At 71.2% G+C, this 4,897-nt stretch carries 5 protein-coding genes; 3 read left to right on the top strand and 2 right to left on the bottom strand.

Annotated features, from left to right (window positions below; genetic code table 11):
* Nucleotides 1–30: 30 nt before the first annotated feature.
* Nucleotides 31–363: a hypothetical protein gene (locus B9S58_RS32715; RefSeq protein WP_181009537.1), complete on the bottom strand. Its 333-nt coding sequence runs from the start codon at nt 361–363 to the stop codon at nt 31–33.
* Nucleotides 364–500: 137 nt separating this feature from the next.
* Nucleotides 501–1,283: a hypothetical protein gene (locus B9S58_RS32710; RefSeq protein WP_103535525.1), complete on the bottom strand. Its 783-nt coding sequence runs from the start codon at nt 1,281–1,283 to the stop codon at nt 501–503.
* A 504-nt stretch (nt 1,284–1,787) separates the two neighbouring features.
* Between B9S58_RS32710 and B9S58_RS32705 the strand changes: the two genes are divergently transcribed.
* The 3 genes from B9S58_RS32705 (at nt 1,788) to B9S58_RS32695 (ending at nt 4,751) form a co-directional block, all read left to right on the top strand.
* Entirely contained in the window at nt 1,788–3,071 is a 1,284-nt protein-coding gene (locus B9S58_RS32705) for a glycosyltransferase family 4 protein (RefSeq protein WP_103535524.1), read from the top strand.
* Nucleotides 3,072–3,191: 120 nt separating this feature from the next.
* Nucleotides 3,192–4,157, top strand: coding sequence for a YafY family protein (locus B9S58_RS32700; protein WP_103535523.1), 966 nt, complete (start codon nt 3,192–3,194; stop codon nt 4,155–4,157).
* A 378-nt stretch (nt 4,158–4,535) separates the two neighbouring features.
* The gene (locus tag B9S58_RS32695; protein ID WP_103535522.1) at nt 4,536–4,751 is read left to right on the top strand and encodes an I78 family peptidase inhibitor; all 216 of its coding nucleotides are present in this window, start codon (nt 4,536–4,538) and stop codon (nt 4,749–4,751) included.
* The last annotated feature ends 146 nt before the right edge of the window (nt 4,752–4,897 follow it).

The following is a 4,897-nucleotide window of genomic DNA, read 5'->3' as shown; positions in this document are numbered from 1 at the left end:
GCTTCGTCGTGCGGACTTCGTCATCGGGCTTCAGGAGTCATGTGACCCCGGCGGCAGCGCCGCCGGCCGGGGCCGCCCCGCATGCCGGCCCACCCGCTGCCAGGAGCCGAGGCTGCCGGTGTGCTGGTTCTGCCCGCTGCTCCCGCTCTGACCGTTGGGCCCGCCGTGGCCGCTGTGCCCGGAGTTACCGCTCAGCGGTGCCCTGGAGGCGAAGAGACCGGCGCCGAAGGCCGGGAACCCGAGATTCTCCTCGCCGCTCCGGTCGCCCGGCAACGCCCGGAACGAGCGTCGGTACTCGGAGTACAGCGCGTCGTAGATCGGGGTGGAGGACATGCCCCCCGACGGATCCTGCGAAGGACGCATGGCAGGGATCTGACTCTGATGCTGGCGGGAGGAGTCGTATGAGTGCACGTAGGTGCCAACGACCTCACCGCCCGTCGGATGCGGCCCCGCCGGAGAAAACGCTGTTCGGCGGGGGTGCCCGAGCCGACCGGACATGATCAGGTCCCGGCCAGTGGCATCGATGCGGCGACCAGGAGCCCGTTGACAGCGGCCTTCTCCAGGGCGTCCCGGAGCAGGTCCTCGCGCGGCTGCTGGCCGATGGTGCCGGCCGGGGCGGCGAAGACGAGGACGGTCTGCGACTTGTTGACCGCGGCCCGCCAGCCGTCGGTCACCTGGAGTGGCTGGTGGGCCTGCCACCAGGCGACCGGGTTGCCGCCGCCGGCGCTCGGCTGCAGCACGGCGTGCAGCTGGCCCACCGCCAGCAGCACGGACCAGCCGGGAAGGACCTCCGGCAGCCGGTTCATGTCGGGCGCGGAGCGGAAGCCCTGCTCCAGCAGCAGCTGGAGGAACTCGTCGCCCCCGCTGCCGTCGGTTCCGGGCCGGGCGACCGGGCCGGTCGGTTCGACGACCAGGGCCGGGCGGAGATCGTCCTCGATGAGGACGAGTCCGCTGGTGATGCCGAGGACGGCCTGTTCGGGCATGAGCCCCTCCGTATTCTTCTGCTCGCTGCCGGTGATGCTGCGCACCGCGCCCTGGAGCTGGTCCTCCGCGACCTTGACGACCTGCGAGGGGATGCACGTCGCGTGGGCGAACGCGAGGACGGCGGTCTCGTCTCCGATGAACAGCACCGTGCTGGTGCGTTCCTGGTCGGAGTCGCCGGGGGTGCGGCAGGAGGTGCAGTCGTAACTGCCCGGGGCGTTGTCGCCGACGAGCAGCCGGTCGGCCTCGTCGTCGCCGATCTCGGCGCGTACGTCCTGACTGACGTCGAGCATGCGCGGCACGGGGGCTCCTCGAACTCGGTGCGTGGGCCGGGTGGTTCCCGGCTCATGAAGAGACAACGCGGGATCCGTGGCCGGGGTCACGCACCGGGGCGGACGGAAGTGGGGAACAGGTCGACACATCGGTACGTCGAGCAGTCGATGTACCGGGTTCCGCACGGCCGGCGTAAGGCTCTCGCGTCCCGTCGGGAAGTTTTATCCGGACGCAGGCAACCTCATGGCATTTCCCTACGTCAACCTCGAAGGAAAGTGTTGGCCAAGGGATGGCGGGTGGCCACCGGTTTACCGCACCGATGGCCGCAGGCGTGGTGCCGTCCCCTTCGGGCCCACGGTCACCCGGATCCGAGGATTCCGGAACTCCGCAGGTCAGTGGTGGTTCCGGCGGCGGAGTGGGGGTCCTGCCCGCGCTTCTTCGGGCGCTCCGGGATTCCAGGTTCATTTTCGGACGGAAATCTGCCCGGAAGTACTGTCTTGACAGGTCAGGTCAACAGGAGGAACAGCGATAACATGCATATCTCTTTTCTTCTGCACAATGCCTACGGAATCGGAGGAACGATCCGGACGACGTTCACGCTCGCCCGTACGCTCGCCGAGCAGCACGACGTCGAGATCGTGTCCGTCTTCCGGCACCGTGACGCCCCCGTCCTCGGCGCGCCCGAGGGCGTGACGATGCGCCACCTCGTCGACCTGCGGAAGAAGAGCGCGACGTACGACGGCGGCGATGCCGAACACGCCCGGCCCGCCGTGGTGTTCCCGCGCGGGGACAGCAGGTACAAGCAGTACAGCAGGCTCACCGATGCCCGTATCGCAGCCCATCTCCAGACCATCGGGGCGGACGTCGTCGTCGGCACCCGCCCCGGTCTCAACGTGCACCTCAGCCGGCAGACCCGCCGCGGGCCGGTGCGCGTCGGGCAGGAGCACCTGACGCTCGACAGCCACAGCTACCGGCTGCGCCGTGAGATCGCCTACCGGTACACGTTGCTCGACGCGCTGACCACCGTCACCCGTGCCGACGCGGACGACTACCGCAGTCGGCTGAAGCTGCCGGGCCTGCGGATCGAGACCATCCCCAACGCCGTTCCCGAGCCCGCCTGTCCGCCCGCGGGCGGCGACCTGAAATGGGTCGTCGCGGCGGGCCGGCTGCACCGGGTCAAGCGCTACGACCTCTTGGTGCGGGCCTTCGCCCAGGTCTCCGCGGCCCGCCCGGACTGGCGGCTGCGCATCTACGGCGGCGGGGACGCGACCGGCGACGAACAGGCGGCGCTGCGCACCCTCATCGGAGAACTCGGCCTGCGGGAACAGGTGTTCCTGATGGGATCGGTCAACCCGATGGAGGACGAGTGGCCCAAGGGGTCGATCGCCGCCGTCACTTCGGAGCGCGAGTCCTTCGGCATGACGATCGTCGAGGCGATGCGCGGCGGTCTGCCGGTCGTCGCCACCGACTGCCCGCACGGGCCGGCCGAGATCATCGAGGACGGCGTCGACGGGCGCCTGGTGCCGGTCGGCGACCCGGACGCGATCGCCGCCGCGTTGCTCCAGCTGATCGAGGACGACGAACTGCGGCACCGGATGGGCGGGGCCGCGCTGAGCGCCTCGGCCCGCTTCGGCCCGGCGCGGATCGCCGAGCGCCACGAGAGCCTGTTCGCCGAACTCGTCGCCCGCGGCGCCCAGGGGCACGGGCACAGCGCCCTGCGCACCGTGCTGCACCGCACTCGGGGCAGCGTCCTCGACGGGGCCTACGCCCTGCGCTACAAGGCCGCCGACGTGCTCCGCAAGGGGAAGTCCGCGTGACCCCACCGCCGTACGAGCCGGTCGCGCCGCTCTCCCGGCCGGGAGAAATGACGGGAGAGGTGACGGGACGGCAGGGGTAGCGGACAGATACTGTCCGTTGCCCCTGGCAGACTCGCCCGTATGTTGGAGACCTCGGCACGACTGCTGCGCCTGCTCTCACTGCTGCAGGCCCACCGGGACTGGTCCGGCGCCGATCTGGCCGACCGGCTCGGCGTCACCCCGCGCACCGTCCGCCGGGACGTCGACAAGCTGCGCGACCTCGGCTACCCGGTGAACGCCAGCCGTGGCACGGGCGGTGGCTACCAGCTCGGGGCGGGCGCCGAGCTGCCGCCGCTGCTGCTGGACGACGAGGAGGCCGTCGCGGTCGCCGTCGGCCTGCGCACGGCCGCCGGACACGGCATCGAGGGCATCGGCGAGACCTCCGTACGCGCGCTGGCCAAGCTCGAACAGGTGCTGCCGAACCGGCTGCGCCGAAGGGTGAGCGCCCTCGGCGCGTTCACCGTGCCGATGCTGCACGGCCCGGAGGACTCCGCGGTCGACCCCGGTGTGCTCACCGAGCTGGCCGGTGCCTGCCGGGACGCGGAGCGGCTCCGGTTCGCCTACCGGACCCACGGCGGGGAGCTCTCGCGTCGTACGGTCGAGCCGCACCGGCTCGTCTGCACCGAGCGCCGCTGGTATCTGGTGGCCTGGGACCTGGAGCGGGCCGACTGGCGCACCTTCCGGGTGGACCGGATCACCCCGACGCCGCCGCACGGCCCCCGGTTCGCCCCGCGTACGCCGCCCGCGGAGGATCTGGCGGCGTACGTCTCCCGGGGCGTCGCGGTCTCGGCGTACGCGGCCCGGGCCGTGATCCTGCTGAAGGCTCCGCTGGCGGACGCCGCCCGGCGGGTGTCGCCGTCCGCCGGGGTGCTGGAGGCCGTGGACGAGGACACCTGCCGGCTGACCGCGGGCGCGCCGGACCTCACCGTGCTGGTGATCCATGTGCTGATGATGGGGATCGATTTCGAGGTGGTCGAGCCGCCCGAGCTGTCCGAGGTCCTGCGGGAGGCGCGGAACCGTCTCACGCGTGCGCTCGACGGACCATGAGACTCCGGCCCGGGCGACGTTCTCCGCCACCCCGTCCGGCGGGCGGGTGAGGAAGATGTGCGGAAAGGAGAATCCGGTTTAAGGGGGCGGGAAATCCCGGTGCTCCGGCCATTCGGGCGGCACGCCCCGGCGGTGGGAAAGCGGCAGGTCATCCCCATGGTTCCGGAAGGCTGCCGGTACCCCGGCGGGCCGGCGAACGGGGGTTCCCGTTATTGCGTTCAGATGCTTTTGACCGGTCCGTTCGAGTGAATGGAACCGCGTATACGTGTGTGGGGATCCTGTGACACAAACGTGACCGCCACGGCATACGGAGATGCAGGGGGAACGCCCTTCCGTACCGGCCTTCCGTCATGGTCCGGGGCCGCCTACGGTGAAGGCATGGCATCTCTACCGACCCCTCCAGCACAACCGGACGACGCCACCGACTCGTACGTCGGCCTCGCCGCCGACGCCGCCGAGCGGCAGGCCAGGAGCCGGGGCTGGGACACGGTCCGGGCTGTGCCCCCGGGCACGTTCCTCACCATGGAGTTCCGCCACGGCCGGATCAACTTCCAGGTCGAGGACGACACCGTGACGCGCTGCTGGGTGGGCTGACCGGCCGGACGCACCGGGTCCCCGGCATACCGAAGGCCCCGACCGCGGTCGGGGCCTTCGGCAGGGAGCCTTCGGCGTACGGGGTGAGGCCGTGCGCACCGCTCCCCGCGGTTCCGGGGAGCGGTGTGTCAGCCGCCGGACATCGG

Origin of the sequence: Streptomyces sp. SM11 (assembly GCF_002910905.1) — a bacterium.
Lineage (GTDB): Bacteria > Actinomycetota > Actinomycetes > Streptomycetales > Streptomycetaceae > Streptomyces.
This window is presented reverse-complemented; position numbering and strand designations above follow the sequence as displayed.

Bases quoted from the DNA above. Each gene is read 5' to 3' on its own strand.
- B9S58_RS32695 (WP_103535522.1), top strand. From the start codon at position 4,536: ATGGCATCTCTACCGACCCCTCCAGCACAACCGGACGACGCCACCGAC.
- B9S58_RS32705 (WP_103535524.1), top strand. From the start codon at position 1,788: ATGCATATCTCTTTTCTTCTGCACAATGCCTACGGAATCGGAGGAACG.
- B9S58_RS32715 (WP_181009537.1), bottom strand. From the start codon at position 363: ATGCGTCCTTCGCAGGATCCGTCGGGGGGCATGTCCTCCACCCCGATC.
- B9S58_RS32700 (WP_103535523.1), top strand. From the start codon at position 3,192: ATGTTGGAGACCTCGGCACGACTGCTGCGCCTGCTCTCACTGCTGCAG.